The organism is bacterium (assembly GCA_013360195.1).
Taxonomy (GTDB): domain Bacteria; phylum Electryoneota; class RPQS01; order RPQS01; family RPQS01; genus JABWCQ01.
The window spans coordinates 1-2,030 of the sequence record JABWCQ010000042.1 but is presented as its reverse complement, the minus strand read 5'-3'; the positions used below and the strand labels follow the sequence as shown (position 1 = coordinate 2,030).

Genomic DNA, 2,030 nt, shown 5'->3' with positions numbered 1-2,030 from the left:
AGGTAGAGAGGGAGGTTTACATTCCCGCCGCGATAGAAAAGATTGAAGTCGTCTACGTACTTTGCACAATAGAGAACATTCCATTCATTGCCGCCTACGACAGCACCCGAGCGACCCACACACAACGCAAGGTTTTCACCGGCAAGCATGTGACGCATGACTCGCTTGCCCGGCTGGCCAATAAACCCACGTATCTTGCCTGTGTAATACGTGAACCGAGTGTCGAAAGGGCGATAGAGAATCTTACAAATTTTGTCCCAATTGGGTCCACTTTCCTTTAGATCATCCTTTGCAAAAGAAACTTTCCAGTCTCTCGCGTCAGCGCCAAGATCGAAATGATTTCGTGCCTCTTCAACAGACAACTTAATCATGGTAGAGACAGCATTCTTGATTCCGGTTTCATCCCAGTGTACAGTTAACTTGTCTCGTGCGGTCACAATCCCAACTGAGTTTTCGCCAAAGATTTCTTGGATACTTCGGCACTCTTGAAACTCTGCGTTGCCAGTGAACGCCGAATCTTCAAACTGATAAAATGGTGGTTCAGGGTGAATGTCGTTCCACTGTGTTGAGTTAATGTCATACGACCAAAGCCAATCGTACTTTGATTCCCTACTTCCGAAACAGTGTTGTCCGAACTGCCGTTTTGTTGACTTATTCTTCCCGACCTTAAGACCAATGGTAACGGAAACACCCTGCTGAATGTCAAAGACGTTTTCATCCGCACTACCGTCAGGTGCCTTTTCCTTTTTCTTGCTATTGCCGTGAAGGTCAAGGAGATAAAGGTCCTCATATGATGACATTAGACAGTATCGCATTGCGCGAAATGTCGGATTGTCAAGAAAGCTATGGTTTGTAATGAACCCGAGTATTCCGTGGCCTGTCCGGTCAATTCGCCACTGAGCAAATCGCATGAACTTAACGTAGTCGTCATGCAGCCATTTAACTTGTCGTTCTTTGATTCGTTCGCCTTCGATTTCAAAATATGATCCAATCAGGTCTCGAATCCAATAATTGTCATTTGCAGAGTGCCCCGCATATGGCGGATTTCCCATAACAACCATAATTGGCAACTCACCTTTGATGGCTTGTGCCGCCCGTGCTTCAGCCGCTATTGACCTTTCCAATATGCCCGGCAATTCAAGCTGTAACTTGTGCTCTGTGAATTCCAAGCTATTCGTCAAATACACATGCAAGCGCTGGTCCTTCTCAATCTCGTAACCCCATTTTTCGCGCAGCTTCGGGTCAAGGTCGTGCCCGGCCAACTGCATGGCCAGCTTCAAATGCGCCACGGCATAGGGAGCCATCTGCAACTCAAACCCGTAGATGCGCGGTATCAAATGGTCTTTGACAAACATCTGCCACGACCCCGCGTCGCTGCGCTCCATGAACCGGTTGCGAATCAAATCCACCACCGCATAGAGAAACGTTCCCGTCCCGCACGCCGGATCAAGAATCAGCACCTTCGGCAGTTTGCGCTTGACAAACTCATCCCCCTCCTTGACCTCCACTTCAATCGTCGAAGTATCGGCCAAACCGTCTTTCAAACCAAACTTTTCTTTCAGCAGAATATCCACCGAGCGCACGATATACGACACCACCGGCTCGGGCGTATAATAGACACCGCGCCGCTTGCGCTCTTTGGGGTCGTATTCCGAAAGAAACGTCTCATAAAAATGCAGAATCGGGTCTTCCTGCTTCGTGCGCTTGCCGAATGAAGCCAGAATCGCCTCAATATCCGAATGCGCCAGCACCGCCGTCAAATCATCCACAAACCCGATGAACGGCTCCTCTTCCAAATCAGCCGAGTGCATCGTGTCAAACAGATTCCGCAAAAACGGATTCGACTTGGGAATCTCCCGCGCCGCCCCTGTTCGCGTGAAATCCCCCCTCGCGCCCCTCACTCCACTAGGTCGAGCCTCCAGGCTCGACAAGTTCGCATGCTGTATCCTCGCCGCAAACAATCCATACCCCAACGTTTGCGCAAACATATCCGAAAACTGCTCATTCGTAATATCAGGCAGCAGCGTCCG

1 protein-coding gene is annotated in these 2,030 nt (G+C 49.6%); it reads right to left on the bottom strand.

Annotated features, from left to right (window positions below):
- Positions 1–2,030: N-6 DNA methylase (locus HUU59_13530; protein ID NUO20462.1), on the bottom strand; the 2,030-nt coding region annotated here is incomplete at both ends.